We start from the raw sequence: 16273 nt of genomic DNA, 5'->3' as shown, positions 1-16273 counted from the left end.
CCGGCGTGTCGGGCACGGGCCCGGGATCGCCGTTATGGCACGGTTACCTATTCGCAACGCTAAGTGACGAACTTCATCACCCTGTGCAACGAGCCCCCTCCCGGCGGTCCTGCAAGGCCCCGGACACCCTGGCGGGAGTCCGGACCCAGGGCTCGCAACAGTACTCCATTCGGGCCACCCGCGTGGATCGGCGCGCCGCCCAACTTCGAGCGGGAGGTGCCAGTTGGCCGCTCCTGACGGCGAATCCATGGCCAGAGAACGTGGCGCACTTCACGGAATCGCCAGAAACGGAACTAATCGTTTCGCCTGTACGTCCCTTTCTCGTGCGATCAGTCGATCAAGTACGGGAAAGGCAGGCAAGGTCCGGGAATGCGTGAGAATCCGGGTGTCGGCGGCCAGGAGCCGGGTGCCGACGGGGAACCGAGGAAGAAAAGGCTGGACCTGAGCGTCCCTCAGGTGGCGGGAAGCGCGGTCGCCGCGGTGATCGCCGCGAAACTCGCCTCCTACTTCGGCGTCTACGGGACGATCCTGGGCGCGGGCGTCGTCAGCGTCATCGCCACCAGCGGCGGAACGATCTTCCAGCACTTCTTCAGGCGCACCGGGGAGCAGTTGCGCGAGGTCACGGTGCAGCCGAAGCAGCGGGCGAAGACGCCGAGGCCCGTGCGGGTGCCGGCGGGCGCGACCGCCGGTGTCCCAGGTGAGTTCACCGAGGGCACCGTCTACCGCGCCAAGGTCAGAAGCTGGAAGCGGCCGCTGATCGCCACCGCCCTGGTCTTCGGCGTCACGATGACCGGCATCACCACGTACGAGCTGGTCTCGGGCCGGAGTTTCAGCGGCGACGGCACCAGCACCACCGTCGGGGACGCCTTCAAGGGGCACGGCTCCGGCTCGGGTTCGGGCGGTTCCGGCTCCGGCACGACACCCTCGCCGTCCTCGGTCCCCGAGTCTCCCCGGAATCCCGAACCGTCCACCGGCGACGACGGCGGCGCGTCGCGCGCACCGGGAAGCGGCGGCGGTACGACCTCCCGGCCGATGCCCGACGACGGCGCGTCCTCGGAGTCCGGGACCGGGAACGAAACCCCCGCCCCGGCACCCAGTACGACCGCTACGACCCCAGCACCCTCCGCGAGTAGTCATTCGCAAAGCGCCGGTCCGGATCGAGCCGATCCCGCAACGCCGTGAACTCGCCGAAGCGCGGATAGACCCCGGAGAGGTACTCCGCGTCCCGCGTGTGCACCTTGCCCCAGTGGGGCCGCCCCTCGTGAGCGGTGAAGATCCGCTCGGCGGCGGTGAAGTACGCCTGGTACGGGGTGCCCCGGAACATGTGGACGGCGATGTAGGCGCTGTCCCGGCCGGACGCGGTGGAGAGGGTGATGTCGTCGGCGGGCGCGGTGCGCACCTCGACGGGGAAGCTGACCCGCAGCGCCGAGCGCTCGACCATCGCCTTCAGTTCGCGCAGCGTCTCGACCAGGGCCTCGCGCGGAACCGCGTACTCCATCTCCACGAACCGCACGCGGCGCGGCGAGGTGAAGACCTTGTACGGGATGTCCGTGTAGGTCCGCGCGGACAGCGCGCGGCTGGAGATCCGGGCGATCGACGGGATGGTGGCGGGCACGGCGCGGCCGAGCAGGTTGACCGCCTGGAAGAGGCCGTTGGAGAGGAACTCGTCCTCGATCCAGCCGCTGACCGCCCCCACCGGCTTCTCGGGGCCGGCGCTGCGGTTGTTGCGCTTGGTGTTGCAGTTACCGGTGTGCGGGAACCAGTAGAACTCGAAGTGCTCGTTCTCCGTGAACAGCGCGTCGAAGTCCGCGGTGACCCGGTCGAAGGTCATCGGCTCCTCGCGGGCGGTGAGCAGGAAGACGGGCTCCACGGCGAAGGTGATCGCGGTGACGATCCCCAGGGCGCCGATGCCTATCCGGGCCGCCGCGAACACCTCCGGGTTCTCCTTCTCGGAGCAGGTCAGCAGCGAACCGTCCGCCGTCACCAGCTCAAGGCCCCTGATCTGCGCGGCGATCGAGGCCGAGTCCCGTCCGGTGCCGTGCGTTCCGGTGCTCGTGGCGCCCGAGACCGTCTGCTCCATGATGTCGCCCATGTTCGTGAGCGACAGCCCCTCCCGCGCGAGCGCCAGGTTGAGCCTCTTGAGCGGGGTGCCGGCCTCCACCGTGACGGTCATGGCCTCACGGTCGATCCGGCGAATCCCGGTCAACAGTTGAGGGCGGATCAACACACCGTCCGTCGCGGCGGCGGCGGTGAACGAGTGTCCGGTGCCGACGGCCTTCACCGTCAGGCCGTCCTCGGCCGCCGCGCGCACGGCGGCGGATACCTCGTCGGCCGAGGCGGGGGTGACCTCCCGTATGGGACGGGCGGTGACGTTCCCCGCCCAATTACGCCACGTGCCGCTCTTCCCGCTCACTGTGGTGCTCATGAGACCCTCCCCGCGCCGGAACCGGCCTGCTGAGCCGGCGATACCCGAGGAAACCCACCGCGACAGCGACGGCCCCGGACACGGCCGGAACCACGTACCCGGACTTCGCACCGGCGGCGTCGATCACCCAGCCGGCCACGGAGGAGCCGAGCGCGACCCCGACCGCGAGTCCCGTGCTCACCCAGGTCATGCCTTCGGTCAGTTTGGCGCGAGGTACGTGCTGTTCGATGAGGGACATCGTGGTGATCATCGTGGGAGCGATGGAGAGACCCGCAACGAACAGCGCCACGGCCAGGAACGGCAAGTTTCCGACCAGTAGGAGGGGGATCATACTCACGGCCATCGTGCATATGCCCAGCAGCCACCTGCGTTCCGGCGCCCCCTTGACGCGCACGAGTCCGAAGACGGCTCCGGCGAGGCAGGAACCCGCCGCGTAGATCGCGAGGACGATGCTCGCCGCCGCCTTGTGACCCCGCTCCTCGGCGAAGGCCACGGTGACCACGTCGACGGCTCCGAAGATCGTGCCGGTCGCCACGAACGTGGCCACCAGTACCTGGAGTCCGGCCGAGCGCAGGGCGGAACCGCCGCTGTGCTGCTCACGCGGATGCGGCGCGGGCTCGGTGGCGCGCTGAGAGGTCAGCCAGAAGACGCCGGCCGCGAGGAAGCAGGCGGCGAGCAGCGGGCCCGCCTCCGGGAACCACACCGTGGACAGCCCGATGGAGATGATCGGCCCGAAGATGAAGCAGACCTCGTCCACCACGGACTCCAGGGAGTACGCGGTGTGCAACTGCGGGGTGCCTCCATAGAGGGCCGCCCAGCGGGCCCGGACCATCGCGCCGATGCTCGGGACACAGCCGATGCCGGCCGCGCACACGAACAGCACCCAGTCCGGCCACGCGAAACGGGCGGTGAGGAGCAGCCCGGCCGCGGCGGTGAGCGCGAACAGCGTGACGGGCCGCAGTACGCGCCGCTGCCCGTGCCGGTCGACCATCCGGGAGACCTGCGGGCCGAGCGCGGCGGCGGCCAGCGCCATGGTCGCCGAGAGCGCGCCGGCGAGCCCGTACCGCCCGGTGAGCTGCGAGATCATCGTGACCACGCCGATGCCCATCATGGACAGCGGCATCCGCCCGAGAAAACCCGCGGCGGAGAAGCCCTTGGAGCCGGGGGCGGCGAACAGGGCGCGGTACGGGCTGGGCACGGGGGTCTCCGTCGGCTCGGCTCGGCCCTCCCGGTCACCACGGGCGGCCGAACTCCGGTAAGGCGTGAAGCTGGCCGATACAGCTTACGGCTCAGGACACCCTGGAACGCACCCCCGGAACGCGTCTCCGTCGCGGGCCTCGCACCCGCCTGGCACGCCCCGCTGAACACACCGCGACGCGCCGGAGCCGAACTCGCCGCCACGCCCCGGAACTCACCGCCGTTTCTCGCATGTCAGTGCCGGGTGGCAGGATCGGAGGCATGCCAGACGTGCTCGATGCCACCCCCTACGACGCCCTGTTGCTGCTCTCGTTCGGCGGCCCCGAAGGGCCGGACGACGTGGTTCCGTTCCTGGAGAACGTGACGCGGGGCAGGGGTATCCCCAAGGAGCGGCTCAAGGAGGTGGGCCGGCACTACTTCCTGTTCGACGGGATCAGCCCCATCAACGACCAGAACCGCGCCCTGCTCGACGCGCTGCGCAAGGACTTCGCCGACCACGGTCTGGACCTGCCGGTCTACTGGGGCAACCGGAACTGGGCGCCCTACCTGACCGACACGCTGCGGGAGATGGTCACCGACGGCCGGCGCCGGATCCTCGTCCTGGCCACCAGCGCGTACGCCTCGTACTCGGGCTGCCGGCAGTACCGCGAGGACCTGGCCGGCGCGCTCGCCGTCCTGGCCGACGAGGGGCTTGAGCTGCCGGGGATCGACAAGCTGCGCCACTACTTCAACCACCCCGGCTTCGTGGAGCCGATGACCGAGGGCGTCCTAAGGTCGCTGGCCGAGCTGCCCGAGGAGGTCCGCGCGGACGCGCACCTGGCGTTCACCACGCACTCCATCCCGACCGCCGCGGCCGACACCTCCGGTCCCGTCGAGGGACAGGGCGAGGGCGGCGCGTACGTCCGCCAGCACCTGGACGTGGCGCGGCTGATCGTGGCGAAGGTGCGCGAGGAGACGGGCGTCGACCACCCCTGGCGGCTCGTCTACCAGTCCCGCTCCGGCGCCCCGCACATCCCCTGGCTGGAGCCGGACATCTGCGACCACCTGGAGGAGCTGCACGGCGCCGGAGTCCCGGCCGCCGTGATGGTGCCGATCGGGTTCGTGTCGGACCACATGGAGGTCCTGTACGACCTGGACACCGAGGCGCGCGCCAAGGCGGCGGAGCTGGGGCTGCCCATCCGGCGTTCGGCCACCGTCGGGTCCGACCCGCGGTTCGCCGCGGCGGTTCGTGACCTGGTGCTGGAGCGCGCCGCGGCCGAGAGCGGCCGCGGGGTGACACCGTGTGCCCTGGGCGCCCTGGGTGCGAGCCACGACCTGTGTCCGGTGGGCTGCTGTCCCGCCCGCACGCCCAAGCCCGCCGCCGCGGGCGCCGACAGCCCCTACGCATGAGGAGCCCCGTGACCGCGCCCCTGCACACCGAACTGCTCCAGCTCGCGCACGAGGCGGCCCGCCGCGCCGGCGCGCTGCTGCGGGACGGCCGCCCCGCGGACCTGACGGTCGCCGCCACGAAGTCCAGCCCGATCGACGTCGTCACCGAGATGGACATCGCCGCCGAGAAGCTGATCACCAGTCTGATCGCCGAGCACCGGCCGAAGGACGGCTTCCTCGGCGAGGAGGGCTCCGCCACCGAGGGCACCAGCGGCATCCGCTGGATCGTGGACCCGCTCGACGGCACGGTCAACTACCTCTACGGACTGCCGACCTGGGCCGTGTCCATCGCCGCCGAACAGGACGGCGAGACCGTCGTCGGCGTGGTCGCGGCCCCGATGCGCGGCGAGACGTACCACGCGGTACGCGGCCGGGGCGCCCGCGCCACCGGCGCCTGGGTCGGTGAGCGCCGTCTGACCTGCCGTCCGTCGCCCGCCCTCGACCAGGCCCTCGTCGCGACCGGCTTCAACTACGTGACCGACGTCAAGATCCACCAGGCCGACGTGGTGCAGCGGCTCATCCCGCTGGTGCGCGACGTGCGCCGGTCCGGTTCGGCGGCGGTCGACCTGTGCGACGTCGCGGCCGGCCGTCTCGACGGCTACTACGAGCGCGGCCTCCACCCCTGGGACCTCGCGGCGGGGGACCTGATCGCCCGTGAGGCGGGCGCGGTGACCGGTGGACGCCCCGGAGAGCGCCCCGGAGGCGAGCTGGCCGTGGCGGCCTCACCGGGCGTCTTCGAGCCCCTCCAGCGGCTCCTGGAGGACTTCGGGGCCTGGCACGACTGACCGGCCCGGACACCGGCCCGACGGTCCCGTACGAACAGGTCCCGGACACTGGCCCGACGGTGCCGTACGAACAGGTCCCGGAAACCGGCCCGACGGGCCCCGGAAAACCGAGCGGGACCCCGGTACTGGATCGATACCGGGGCCCCGCTCCGTCACATACGTACTGATCAGACGCGCGTCGCGCCGACCTCCACACCGTGCTCGGCGGCCAGGCGGTGCAGGTCGTCCAGCTCGGCCTGCTCGACCTCGGCGAGGAAGTCGTCGCCTGTTTCGCGGGCACGCGTCAGGTCGGTCTCGGTCGCCCTTATGCGCTGCAGAAGTCCTGCGGTGAATGCGTCCATGCTGCGCCCCCTCGTCCTGGGTCGTGGGTCGGGTGGCACGGGGGTGTGCCGATCGGAAGGGGCGATCACGTCTCCGAATGGGTGCCGCCCAGCGCAGCCCGGGCTGGGCGGCGACGGTGCCGGACACCCACGCCCGCTCTGCGGAAGCGGTTGGACGTACCACAAGGTGGCTTGCCACGTGCAGAGCGTGATCGCGGGGTGTAAAGCCGTCCTCCCCCCGCTCTCTTCCGTGGAAACCTCAACCCGGCGAGAAAATCTGGCATTCCCGGCCCACGGACCGGCACTTCGGCGCCGCCACCTGCCTTACAGCCGGTTTATGGCCGAAAAGGGCAGGATGGAGCCCTCATCCGTGACAGACCTGCCCGCGGGGTGCCCGAACACGCGCCGCGCCGGTGGACAGAGGAAGGACAAGCGCCGTGCGCGTACTCGTCGTCGAGGACGAGCAGCTGCTCGCCGATGCGGTGGCCACCGGACTGCGCCGGGAGGCCATGGCCGTCGACGTCGTGTACGACGGCGCCGCCGCCCTGGAGCGCATCGGGGTCAACGACTACGACGTGGTCGTCCTCGACCGCGACCTCCCCCTCGTGCACGGCGACGACGTCTGCCGCCGCATCGTCGAGCTGGGCATGCCCACCCGCGTGCTGATGCTGACCGCGTCCGGAGACGTCAGCGACCGCGTCGAGGGCCTGGAGATCGGCGCCGACGACTACCTCCCCAAGCCCTTCGCCTTCAGCGAGCTGACGGCACGCGTGCGTGCCCTCGGCCGCCGTACGAGCGTGCCGCTGCCGCCCGTCCTGGAGCGCGCCGGGATCAAGCTCGACCCCAACCGCCGCGAGGTCTTCCGCGACGGCAAGGAGGTCCAGCTCGCGCCCAAGGAGTTCGCCGTCCTGGAGGTGCTGCTGCGCAGCGAGGGCGCCGTCGTCTCCGCCGAGCAGCTTCTGGAGAAGGCCTGGGACGAGAACACGGACCCGTTCACCAACGTCGTCCGGGTGACCGTCATGACGCTGCGCCGCAAGCTCGGCGAGCCCGCCGTGATCGTCACCGTGCCCGGCTCCGGCTACCGGATCTGATCCGCCGTGGCCAGCACACCCGCGCCCCCCACGGCGCCCCCCAAGCCCACCTGGGACCCCCGTCCCGAGCCGCCGTTCCCCTGGCTGCGCCCGACCATCCGCATACGGCTCACGCTGCTCTACGGCGGCATGTTCCTGATCGCCGGCATCCTGCTGCTGTCGATCATCTACCTGCTCGCGGCGCAGGCGCTGAACGTCGGCAGCGAGCTGCCGTTCAAGATCACCGAGGGCAAGGTCACCAGCACCATCTGCAACCTGCCCGACCAAGCCTCGCCCGACGTGTTCAACAGCGCGATGAACACCTGCGTCAACGAACAGCGCCAGCACGCGCTGGACAACCTGCTCAGCCGCTCCCTGCTGGCCCTGCTCGGCCTCGCCGTCATCGCCTTCGCGTTCGGCTACGCCATGGCCGGCCGCGTCCTGTCACCGCTCGGCCGGATCACCCGCACCGCGCGCGCGGTGGCCGGTTCCGATCTGTCCCGGCGGATCGAACTGGACGGCCCGGACGACGAGTTGAAGGAGCTGGCCGACACCTTCGACGACATGCTGGAGCGGCTGCAACGCGCGTTCACCGCCCAGCAGCGCTTCGTCGGCAACGCCTCGCACGAACTGCGCACCCCGCTCGCGATCAACCGCACCCTCCTGGAGGTGCACCTCTCCGATCCGGGCGCGCCCGTGGAACTCCAGCAGCTCGGCAAGACACTGCTCGCCACGAACGAACGCAGCGAGCAGCTCGTCGAGGGCCTGCTGCTGCTCGCCCGCAGCGACAACCAGATCGTCGAGCGCAAGCCGGTGGACCTCGCCGAGGTCGCCACCCAGGCCGTGGACCAGGTGCACGCCGAGGCGGCCGCCAAGGGCGTGAAGATCCGCGGTGAGCGGCACCCGGTGATCGTCCAGGGCAATGGAGTGCTCCTGGAGCGGATCGCCCTCAACCTCGTCCAGAACGCCGTCCGGTACAACGTGCCGGAGGACGGCTGGGTCGAGGTCACCACCGAGGCGGAACACGGTCAGGCGGTCCTGGTCGTGTCGAACACGGGACCGGTCGTTCCCGCGTACGAGGTCGACAATCTTTTCGAGCCTTTCCGGCGGCTGCGCACCGAGCGCACGGGCAGCGACAAGGGCGTGGGCCTCGGCCTGTCGATCGCCCGGTCGGTGGCCCGGGCGCACGGCGGCCATATCGTCGCCCGGCCCCGAGAAGGGGGTGGCCTCGTGATGCGCGTCACCCTTCCTGTCTGAGACCATGTCGCCGACACGCGTTGATGTTCGCTTTGCGCGGAATTTTCTGGTTGCCCGACCGGGCGGCCCGTGTGTGATCGATCACAAGGGCGCAGAGGTTTCCATCCACTCTCCGTGATCATGCAAGCTGCCGGAAAGCCGGGAAAATCCGGGTTTTCGGGGGTCCCGATCACGGGAAGTACACGGTGGGACGCCTTTGATGTGCGGCCTTCGGACCGTGTACGGTCCGCATCGCCATCCAAGCCGATCACTCATGGGGAGTCCGGTTGGGTGTCGATTGAGTAACAGACCTTGATGTGAGGCAAAATCTCCGCCTCAGGTCGGGCACAAGTCCGGCCTCTCACGCGTTACGTGCGTCGAGACACCGCAGACACCCAGAGGGGGAGAGCTGACATGGCAACGGATTACGACACCCCACGCAAGACCGACGACGACGTCGACTCGGACAGCCTTGAAGAACTGAAGGCTCGCCGGAACGACAAGTCCACGTCGTCCGTCGATGTAGACGAGTTCGAGGCCGCAGAAGGCCTGGAGCTTCCCGGAGCGGACCTCTCGAACGAGGAGCTGGCCGTCCGGGTGCTGCCCAAGCAGCAGGACGAGTTCACCTGCATGAGCTGCTTCCTGGTGCACCACCGCAGTCAGCTGGCCCGCGAGAAGAACGGCCAGCCGATCTGCCGCGACTGCGACTGAGGCAGGGTCGGCCGTGACAGGCTCGACCCCTCCTTGGAAGCGCCGCTTCCCCAGGGCAGCGGACGAAGGGTCCCCTGAGGGCCCTGAAGGCGTGCGTGACGACGAGCGGGGCTCTTCCGAACAGGGATCAGCCTCGCTCGACCGGGCGGACGCCACAGGCGGCCTGACGGCCTCCCCGGACACCCCCGCACCCGCCGCGAGGCGACGTGTGGCCGCGGTCCGGGACGGGGTCAGGAAGGGCGTCCAGAAGAGCGGCAGCCGGGCCAGGGCGGGCCTGGCGTATCTCGCCGACCGGATCATCGATCTCGCCCCGCGCGTTCCCGTACGGGACCTCGCGACCCTGCGCAAGCAGTTCCCGGGCCTCGGCCCCGAACAGCTCGCGGACAAGCTCGTGGCGGGCGCCGCCGCCGCGACCTCCACCGTCGGTGCCGGAGTCGGCGCCGCCGCCATGCTGCCGGTGCCGCCCGCCATGCCCACGGAGCTGGCCGCCGAGATCACCGGCGTCGCCGCGATCGAACTCAAACTGATCGCCGAGCTGCACGAGGTCTACGGCGTCAGGCCGCCCGGCAACCTCAAGCAGCGCAGCACTGCCTACCTGAACTCCTGGTCGGGCGAGCGCGGGATCGACGTGACCAAGCCCGTGACGATCAACGCCGCGCTCGGCGGTCAGATGAAGCGCGAGCTGCGCCAGCAGATCATGAAGCGGACGGTCCGCGACCTGCCCAACCTGATGCCCTTCATGGTCGGCGCCGCGGTCGGGGCGGTGATGAACCGCCGGGACACCAGACGGCTGGCCAACCACATCCGCAAGGACCTGCGCAAGATGCAGGTGCCGTGGGAGGCGCTGCCGGAGCTGCCTCCGCTGGAGGAGCCGGCCGACCCGCTGCGTATCGGGGAGATCCCCAAGGAGCTGGGGCGCTGACGAGCGGACGTGGCGAACGTCCCCGGGGGCCTGCCCGGCATTCGGACGTCCCGAACAGGCCCCGCCGAACACCCTGGTGATCATTCGTGTGGCGCGTGAGCGCAGTGCGGCCCGTGCGGGCTTTCGGCCCGTGCGGGCTCTGTGACGCGTGCCGGGTGCGGGCGCGTGCGCGCCTAGACCGAGGCGCGCGCCGTCTCCAGCGCCGCGATCAGGCGCTCCGGCTCCCGGGTCGACAGATACAGGTACGGCGTCGGGTCCGCCGGGTCGGTGACCTCGACGCGCAGAGCCGTCGGGATGTACGAGCGCAGCAGCATGAAGGCGCGCGTGTCGGCCTTGTACGTGCGCCAGGCGCGCGCCTCCTCCCGGTCCAGCACCTCGGCGTCACCGAGGGCCGCGACCGGAATCCTCGCGTCGCCGGCGATCAAGGCGTCCCCGACCACGCGGATGCGGATCGAGCCGTACGCGCTGGCCGCGACCGCCGCCACGGCGGTGCCGCCGACCAGGGCCCCCAGCATCGGCAGCGTGCCGAACGGGAGGAAGACCAGGGCCAGCGCGAGCCCGACCAGGAAGCTGATCGCCCACCACGACCGGGGCGCGGTGAGGCGTTCTTCGTACGGGGATGCGGAGAGCTGCATGAAGCCAAGCTTGGCACGGTGCGAAGACTTGGTGGACGCGCGGGTAAGGTCTGCGCCTGTGAGTGGTACTTCCGCAGCTCTGACGCCTCCCGCCGACGCCGTCGCGCCGGTGCGGCACCCCGACGCGCCCGCTCCCGGTGAGCCCCTCGGAGCACACTACGAACACTGTTTCGGATGCGGTGGGGGACAGCCCCACGGGCTCCACCTCGACGCCCGCGCGGGTGACGGCGTCCGCGTCACGGCGGAGTTCACCGTGCGGCCCGTCCACCAGGGTGCCCCCGGTCTCGCGCACGGCGGCGTCCTCGCCACCGCGCTGGACGAGACGCTCGGTTCGCTGAACTGGCTGCTGCGGACGATCGCCGTGACCGGCCGCCTGGAGACCGACTTCCTCCGTCCCGTCCCCGTGGACACGGTGCTGTATCTGGAGGCCGAGGTCACCGCGGTGGCCGGCCGGAAGATCTACTGCACCGCCACCGGTCGCATCGGCGGTCCCGAGGGACCCGTGGCCGTCCGCGCCGACGCCCTGTTCGTCGAGGTGAAGGTCGACCACTTCATCGACAACGGACGCCCGGAGGAGATCCGGGCCGCCATGAACGACCCGGACCAGATCCGGCGAGCCCGTGCCTTCGAGGTGAACCCGTGACCCGTGACCCCCGTCCCGAACTCGACGTGCAGATCCGCCGCGTCGACCCGGACGTCCCGCTCCCCGAGTACGCGCTCCCCGGCGACGCCGGAGCCGACCTCAGGACCACCGAGAGCCACGAGCTGAAGCCCGGTGAGCGGGCCGTGCTGCCGACGGGCGTGTCCATCGCGCTGCCCGAGGGCTACGCGGCCTTCGTGCACCCGCGCTCCGGCCTCGCCGCCCGCTGCGGCGTCGCCCTCGTGAATGCCCCGGGGACGGTTGATGCCGGGTACCGTGGGGAGATCAAGGTGATCGTGGTGAATCTCGACCCGTACGAGTCGGTGCGGTTCGAGCGCTTCGACCGGATTGCTCAACTGGTCGTCCAGCAGGTCGAGAAGGTTCGCTTCCGGGAGGTCGCGGAGCTTCCCGGCTCGGCGCGGGCCGCAGGGGGCTTCGGGTCCACCGGCGGCCATGCCGTCGTGGACAGCACAACGGGTGGGAATCGATACGCTTCGGTCGTATCCGACCGGGAAGGACAGTGACGTGTTCGGACGTCGCAAGAAGGGCAGTGCCGCCGAGGACGCGGCGGGCGAGGCCGAGCAGGTCGTCGACGGCGTCGACACTGAGGCGGACGAGAACGAGGACCGCGCGCGCGTGCGCCTCGAACCCGAGCCGCGCCCCGATGGCCCCTGGGACAGCGCCGAGGTCCGTGACCCCGCCGAGGGCCGCGTCGACCTGGGCGGCCTTTTCGTGCCCGGAGTCGACGGCATGGAACTGCGGGTGGAGGTCGCCGGAGACGCGATCGTCGCCGCGACCGTCGTCCTGAAGGACAGCGCCGTGCAGCTCCAGGCCTTCGCCGCTCCCAAGCGCGAGGGCATCTGGGGCGAGGTGCGCGAGGAGATCGCCTCCGGGATCACCCAGCAGGGCGGTGTCATCGACGAGGTCGAGGGCCCGCTGGGCTGGGAGCTGCGGGCCCAGGTGCCCGTGCAGCTCCCGGACGGCACCGGCGGTTTCCAGGTCGTGCGCTTCGTCGGGGTCGACGGTCCCCGCTGGTTCCTGCGCGGAGTGATCTCCGGGCAGGGGGCGGTGCAGCCGCAGGCCGCCGGCCTGCTGGAGCAGATCTTCCGGGACACGGTCGTCGTCCGCGGCGAGGGCCCGATGGCCCCCCGTGACCCGATCGTCCTGAAGCTGCCGAACGACGCGCAGATGGTCCCCGAAGGGGTCCAGCAGGAGGAGCAGAGCGGGTCCCGTTTCTCCGGCGGCATGGGTCAGCTCCAGCGCGGACCGGAGATCACCGAGGTTCGCTAGACAGTCATCAGGCGGGCCGTATCCCCGGCGGGATACGGCCCTTTCCTGTGTCCGGGGTCCTCGCGCCACTTCTGAGCGGGCCCCTCAAGTTCTCGTATCTGAACGGCAGTTGAGCAGCGGGTCTTTCTTCAGGCCTTGACGGAAGTCTGGTCCGTACCTATGGTCACCGGCCAGCGCACATGTTCAGCACTCCATGCGTCGTTCACATACAAGAACGGATGGCTCTGCATGTCCGACACCCCCACACCCCGGCGCCACCGACGGCGTCCCGCGCTCCTCCTCACCGCGGCGGCCGCGACCGCGGCCCTGGTCGGCACGCTTCTCTCCGGCCCCGGCGCACACCCCGCCGAGGCGGCCCCCGCCACCTTCGTCCACCCCGGAGTCACCGTCTCCAAGGGCCAGTTGGACTTCGCCCGCACCCAGGTGCTGGCCGGCGTCCAGCCCTGGAAGGGCGCCTACGACCAGATGATGGGGAGCAGGTACGCCTCCCTCACGCGCACCCCCGCACCCCGTGCCACCGTCGAGTGCGGCTCGTACTCCAACCCCAACTACGGCTGCACGGACGAGCGCGAGGACGCCATCGCCGCGTACACCGACGCCCTCGCCTGGTACGTCACCCGCGACGAGCGGTACGCCAGGAAGGCCATCGAGCTGATGGACGCCTGGTCCGCCGTGATCAAGGACCACACCAACAGCAACGCCCCCCTCCAGACCGGCTGGGCCGGCTCCTCCTGGCCCAAGGCCGCCGAGATCATCAAGTACACATACACCGGCTCCTGGGCCAACTCCGGCCGCTTCGCGACCATGCTGCGCACCGTCTACCTGCCCGAGATCATCAACGGCTCCAACTCCAACGGGAACTGGGAGCTGTCGATGATGGAGGCCGCCGTCGGCATCTCCGTCTTCCTGGACGACAAGACGTCGTACGACAAGGCCATGGCGAAGTTCCGGACGCGCACGGCGGCCTACGTGTACCTGTCCACCGACGGGTCGGTGCCCAAGACGGTGCCCAGCCAGAACCTCGACACCACCGCGAAGATCGTCAACTACTGGCAGGGGCAGTCCACCTTCGTCACCGGGCTCACCCAGGAGACCTGCCGCGACTTCACGCACACCGGATACGGCGTCTCCGCCATCTCCCACATCGCCGAGACCAGCCGCATCCAGGGCCAGGACCTGTACGGCACCGACGTGGGGGAGCGGCTGCGCCAGGCGCTCGGCTTCCAGTCCAAGTACCAACTGGGCGCGGCCGTCCCGAGCTGGCTGTGCGGCGGTTCGCTGAGCCTCGGGCTCGGCCCCGTCACCGAGGTCGGCTACAACGCCCTGCACAACCGCCTGGGCATCGCGATGACCAACACCGAGGCACTCACCCGGCAGAACCGGCCGGCCGGCAGCAACAACCTGTTCGTCGCCTGGGAGACGCTGACACACGGCGACAATCCCGCGTGAACCGAAACGGGGGGCTCGTGCGATGAACCAGTGAGGGACCCCGGGCAGGATGGTGGCGCCCCCCGGAAGGCGGTCACCTTTCCTCCCGGGTCCCTCACTCGGTATCCCCGGCGGCAAGCGCGGAAAGGCAGGTCTCATGACCCGGGTCCTCGTGGTGGACGACGAGCCACAGATCAGCCGAGCCCTCGTGATCAACCTGAAGGCCCGCAGATACGAGGTCGACGCCACGTCCGACGGCGCCGGCGCGCTCCAGCTCGCAGCGGCCCGGCGCCCCGACGTCATCGTCCTCGACCTCGCCCTGCCCGACATGGACGGGGCCGAGGTGATCCGGGGGCTGCGCGGCTGGACCGGAGTGCCGATCCTGGCGCTCTCCGCCCGGCACTCCGCCGAGGAGAAGGCCGAGGTGCTGGAGGCGGGGGCCGACGCCTACATCACCAAGCCCTTCGGCATGGACGAGCTGCTCGCCCGGCTCGGTGCCACCGCGCGCCGCGCGGAAGCCGGCAGGGGTGGGGTGGAGGCGACCGGGGGCGGCGTGGGGGCGACCGGAGACGGGAGGGAGGCGGCGGGGGGCGGTGTGGCCGACGTGATCGTGGAGACCGCCGCCTTCACCGTCGACCTGGCCGCCAAAAAGGTGCACCGCGACGGGCGGGACATCCGCCTCACCCCCACGGAATGGCGCCTCCTGGAGGCCCTGGTCCGCCACAGAGGCCGGCTCGTCGGCCAGAGACAACTGCTCCAGGAGGTGTGGGGGCCGTCCTACGGCACGGAGACGAACTACCTGCGGGTCTACCTGGCCCAGCTGCGCCGCAAGCTGGAGGCCGACCCCGCGCACCCCAAGCACCTCCTCACCGAGCCGGGAAGGGGATACCGGTTCGAGCGATGACCCGCGCGCGCGTACGGAACGTGACGTCCCCGACCGGTTCCGGGGCTGCCCGCTGCTCCGGTTCGGCCCGGGCAGCCGTGGGTACGTAGGTGTCAACGCTCACCGGTACGCTTTCGGTATGAGTGCTGTTCCTCGTTCCGAAAAGCCGGCGGGCCGGTTCCGGCGCATGATGGACCGGCTCTCCTCGACCCAGGAGGACCTGGAGTCCGAGGAGCTGCGGGAGGACACCGCGACCGCGGGCTGCACCCGTATCGGCGACTGCCACGACCGGCAGATCGTCACGGTTACTGGTACCTTGCGCACGGTCACTCTGCGGCCGCGGGCCGGTGTCCCGGCGCTGGAGGCCGAGCTGTTCGACGGCTCGGCCGCCCTGGACGTGGTCTGGCTCGGCCGCCGTTCCATCGTCGGCATCGAGCCCGGGCGCAAGCTCATCGCATCCGGCCGCATCTCGATGAGCCGGGGCCGTAGGGTGCTGTTCAATCCGAAGTACGAACTCAGACCGCTCGGACGGGAGTAGCCGGTGACGTCGCTCGACAAGCCGACCGAAGACCCCCAGCAGGATTCGAGGGCGGTGACGGAGGCCGCACTCTTCGAGGCCTTCGGCGGCGTGCGCGGCATGGTCGAGACGGTGGTGCCCGGCCTGCTGTTCGTCACCATCTTCACGATCAACAAGGACCTGCACTGGTCGGCGATCGCCGCCCTCGCCGTGTCCCTGCTGCTCGTGGTGGTCCGCCTGGTGCGGCGCGACACCGTCAAGCACGCCTTCAGCGGCGTCTTCGGCGTCGCCTTCGGTGTCGTCTTCGCGATGATGACCGGCAACGCCAAGGACTTCTACCTGCCGGGCATGCTCTACACGCTCGGCCTCGCCGTCGCCTACATCGTCACGACCCTGGCCGGCGTCCCGCTGATCGGCCTGATCCTCGGCCCGGTCTTCAAGGAGAACCTCTCCTGGCGCACCCGCAACCCCGGCCGCAAGAAGGCGTACGGGAAGGCCAGTTGGGCCTGGGGTCTGATCCTGCTCGCCAAGTGCGCGGTGCTCTTCCCGCTCTACTGGTGGGGCGACACCACCCAGTTCGGCTGGGTGCTCATCGCCCTCAAGATCCCGCCGTTCCTGCTCGCCGTCTGGCTGACCTGGGTCTTCCTGGCCAAGGCGCCGCCGCCCATCGACGTGTTCGCGGAGATGGAGGCCGAGGAGAAGGCCGAGAAGGAGCGCAAGGCCGCCCTCGCGGAGGAGCGCGGCGAGACGCCCGCCCCGGCCCGCCACCGACGCGAGGCCTGAGCC

At 70.5% G+C, this 16273-nt stretch carries 18 protein-coding genes; 14 read left to right on the top strand and 4 right to left on the bottom strand.

The annotated features are described in order from the left end of the window. Positions 1 to 369: 369 nt before the first annotated feature. Positions 370 to 1182 (top strand): hypothetical protein, encoded by an 813-nt coding sequence (locus AB0912_RS04480; protein WP_366696437.1) that lies wholly within the window; start codon positions 370 to 372, stop codon positions 1180 to 1182. Here AB0912_RS04480 and AB0912_RS04475 read toward each other — a convergent pair. Beyond that, complete coding sequence (locus AB0912_RS04475) at positions 1106 to 2425, bottom strand: D-arabinono-1,4-lactone oxidase (RefSeq protein ID WP_366696436.1); 1320 nt, start codon at positions 2423 to 2425, stop codon at positions 1106 to 1108. The genes AB0912_RS04480 and AB0912_RS04475 overlap by 77 nt on opposite strands. Continuing rightward, positions 2385 to 3623 carry an MFS transporter gene (locus AB0912_RS04470; protein ID WP_366696435.1) on the bottom strand — a complete coding sequence of 413 codons (1239 nt, stop codon included), beginning with the start codon at positions 3621 to 3623 and terminating at the stop codon, positions 2385 to 2387. Before AB0912_RS04470 ends, AB0912_RS04475 begins: the two co-directional genes overlap by 41 nt. A 260-nt stretch (positions 3624 to 3883) precedes the next feature. On the opposite strand from AB0912_RS04470, the gene AB0912_RS04465 reads away from it, so the two are divergent. Both AB0912_RS04465 and AB0912_RS04460 read left to right on the top strand, forming a co-directional pair. Further along, positions 3884 to 5011 carry a ferrochelatase gene (locus AB0912_RS04465; RefSeq protein WP_366696434.1) on the top strand — a complete coding sequence of 376 codons (1128 nt, stop codon included), beginning with the start codon at positions 3884 to 3886 and terminating at the stop codon, positions 5009 to 5011. Between the two features lie 8 nt (positions 5012 to 5019). After that, a complete protein-coding gene (locus tag AB0912_RS04460; RefSeq protein WP_366696433.1) occupies positions 5020 to 5835 on the top strand; it encodes an inositol monophosphatase family protein in 816 nt (271 codons plus the stop codon). A 167-nt stretch (positions 5836 to 6002) separates the two neighbouring features. Here AB0912_RS04460 and AB0912_RS04455 read toward each other — a convergent pair whose 3' ends face one another. Further along, complete coding sequence (locus tag AB0912_RS04455; protein WP_366696432.1) at positions 6003 to 6176, bottom strand: hypothetical protein; 174 nt, start codon at positions 6174 to 6176, stop codon at positions 6003 to 6005. Positions 6177 to 6592: 416 nt separating this feature from the next. Between AB0912_RS04455 and AB0912_RS04450 the strand changes: the two genes are divergently transcribed. From AB0912_RS04450 to AB0912_RS04435, 4 genes are all read left to right on the top strand, one after another. After that, the gene (locus AB0912_RS04450; RefSeq protein WP_164375176.1) at positions 6593 to 7246 is read left to right on the top strand and encodes a response regulator transcription factor; all 654 of its coding nucleotides are present in this window, start codon (positions 6593 to 6595) and stop codon (positions 7244 to 7246) included. Between the two features lie 6 nt (positions 7247 to 7252). After that, the gene (locus AB0912_RS04445) at positions 7253 to 8482 is read left to right on the top strand and encodes a HAMP domain-containing sensor histidine kinase (RefSeq protein WP_366696431.1); all 1230 of its coding nucleotides are present in this window, start codon (positions 7253 to 7255) and stop codon (positions 8480 to 8482) included. Positions 8483 to 8875: 393 nt separating this feature from the next. Beyond that, the gene (locus tag AB0912_RS04440; RefSeq protein ID WP_003997302.1) at positions 8876 to 9172 is read left to right on the top strand and encodes a DUF4193 domain-containing protein; all 297 of its coding nucleotides are present in this window, start codon (positions 8876 to 8878) and stop codon (positions 9170 to 9172) included. 13 nt (positions 9173 to 9185) lie between these two features. Further along, entirely contained in the window at positions 9186 to 10094 is a 909-nt protein-coding gene (locus AB0912_RS04435) for a hypothetical protein (RefSeq protein ID WP_366696430.1), read from the top strand. Between the two features lie 173 nt (positions 10095 to 10267). Here AB0912_RS04435 and AB0912_RS04430 read toward each other — a convergent pair whose 3' ends face one another. Next, positions 10268 to 10729 (bottom strand): DUF3093 domain-containing protein, encoded by a 462-nt coding sequence (locus AB0912_RS04430; RefSeq protein WP_366696429.1) that lies wholly within the window; start codon positions 10727 to 10729, stop codon positions 10268 to 10270. A gap of 58 nt (positions 10730 to 10787) precedes the next feature. Here AB0912_RS04430 and AB0912_RS04425 point away from each other — a divergent pair, with 58 nt between their 5' ends. The 7 genes from AB0912_RS04425 to AB0912_RS04395 all read left to right on the top strand — a co-directional run bounded on the left by AB0912_RS04425 (position 10788) and on the right by AB0912_RS04395 (position 16270). Further along, positions 10788 to 11372, top strand: a complete 585-nt coding sequence (locus AB0912_RS04425; protein ID WP_366696428.1) for a PaaI family thioesterase — start codon at positions 10788 to 10790, stop codon at positions 11370 to 11372. Then, positions 11369 to 11893, top strand: coding sequence for a dUTP diphosphatase (gene dut, locus AB0912_RS04420; RefSeq protein WP_366696427.1), 525 nt, complete (start codon positions 11369 to 11371; stop codon positions 11891 to 11893). Before AB0912_RS04425 ends, dut begins: the two co-directional genes overlap by 4 nt. A gap of 1 nt (position 11894) precedes the next feature. Continuing rightward, positions 11895 to 12659 (top strand): DUF3710 domain-containing protein, encoded by a 765-nt coding sequence (locus AB0912_RS04415; protein ID WP_366696426.1) that lies wholly within the window; start codon positions 11895 to 11897, stop codon positions 12657 to 12659. A 228-nt stretch (positions 12660 to 12887) separates the two neighbouring features. Beyond that, positions 12888 to 14108, top strand: a complete 1221-nt coding sequence (locus AB0912_RS04410; RefSeq protein ID WP_366696425.1) for an alginate lyase family protein — start codon at positions 12888 to 12890, stop codon at positions 14106 to 14108. A 136-nt stretch (positions 14109 to 14244) separates the two neighbouring features. Beyond that, positions 14245 to 14991 carry a response regulator gene (locus AB0912_RS04405; protein ID WP_366696424.1) on the top strand — a complete coding sequence of 249 codons (747 nt, stop codon included), beginning with the start codon at positions 14245 to 14247 and terminating at the stop codon, positions 14989 to 14991. Positions 14992 to 15109: 118 nt separating this feature from the next. Next, positions 15110 to 15508: an OB-fold nucleic acid binding domain-containing protein gene (locus AB0912_RS04400; RefSeq protein WP_366696423.1), complete on the top strand. Its 399-nt coding sequence runs from the start codon at positions 15110 to 15112 to the stop codon at positions 15506 to 15508. 3 nt (positions 15509 to 15511) lie between these two features. Further along, entirely contained in the window at positions 15512 to 16270 is a 759-nt protein-coding gene (locus tag AB0912_RS04395; RefSeq protein ID WP_366696422.1) for a DUF3159 domain-containing protein, read from the top strand. Positions 16271 to 16273 lie beyond the last annotated feature (3 nt).

This window comes from Streptomyces sp. NPDC007084 (assembly GCF_040703595.1).
Classification (GTDB): Bacteria; Actinomycetota; Actinomycetes; order Streptomycetales; family Streptomycetaceae; genus Streptomyces.
Note: the sequence above shows the minus strand (reverse complement) of the source record. Positions and strands in the feature narration are given on the sequence as shown.